The organism is Bacillus sp. EE-W1 (assembly GCF_009760835.1).
Taxonomy (GTDB): domain Bacteria; phylum Bacillota; class Bacilli; order Bacillales; family Bacillaceae_G; genus Bacillus_A; species Bacillus_A wiedmannii.
The window spans coordinates 159,986-160,782 of sequence record NZ_WIPE01000060.1; the positions used below are offsets into that span (position 1 = coordinate 159,986).

Sequence of the window (797 nt, forward strand, 5' to 3'; positions counted from 1 at the left end):
TTGCGAAACTTTTGGTTTCTCTTATGCGGCACTGATGCACGTATTAATTAGTACATATAGTGTGGAAGTAAACGAGATTACAGTACTGTTTTTCTTTTTTCCACTTGTAGCAACTTCAGTGATAAGTTCTTTTTCTGTACGGATAAGGATGGAAAAGGAACGATTATATGAGTTATTTCTTATTACGACCGAAATTAGTCGAGGATTAACCGGAGGAAACTTGAAACATATTAAACAAGCACTCAAAGGTTTTTTTGGCATACAAGCATATGTAATATGGACAAAAGATGATGGGAACTGGAATATTCTATTAAAAGATGGGAAAGTCCGCTCCTATATATCTGATGATTCAGAAAAATTTAGGGCGTTTGAAGGAATCTCTAAAAATCTTGTATTTAATGATTGGAAAGTTGGTACGGCTCCTGGAGATGAAATATTTGATAGTGTCATACGCTCCCTTGTATATTTTCCTCTTATTGTAAATGATGAACTAGTCGGAATGTTTGTTGCAGGGAAAAGTAGAACTGCGGGTTTTTTCCCGGAAGATGTACAGTCTTTAGCTACGTTTTCTAACCAATTAGCTAACGTAGTTAAAACAAGGATATTGATTTCTGAACAGGAAAAAAGAATGATCTTAGAAGAAAGAAATAGAATCGCCCGTGAAATTCACGATGGTATTGCGCAAACATTAGCCGGGGTGATATTCCAACTAGAATCCGCGCAGAAAAAATACCGTGATAAACCAAAAGATATGCAGCAAGTAGTTGAGAAAAGCATAAAAGATTTAAGAGGAAGCC

At 35.9% G+C, this 797-nt stretch carries 1 protein-coding gene; it reads left to right on the plus strand.

The window, feature by feature from the left end:
- On the plus strand, positions 1 to 797 hold a 797-nt coding region (locus GFJ36_RS12255), incomplete at both ends, for a histidine kinase (RefSeq protein WP_242015978.1).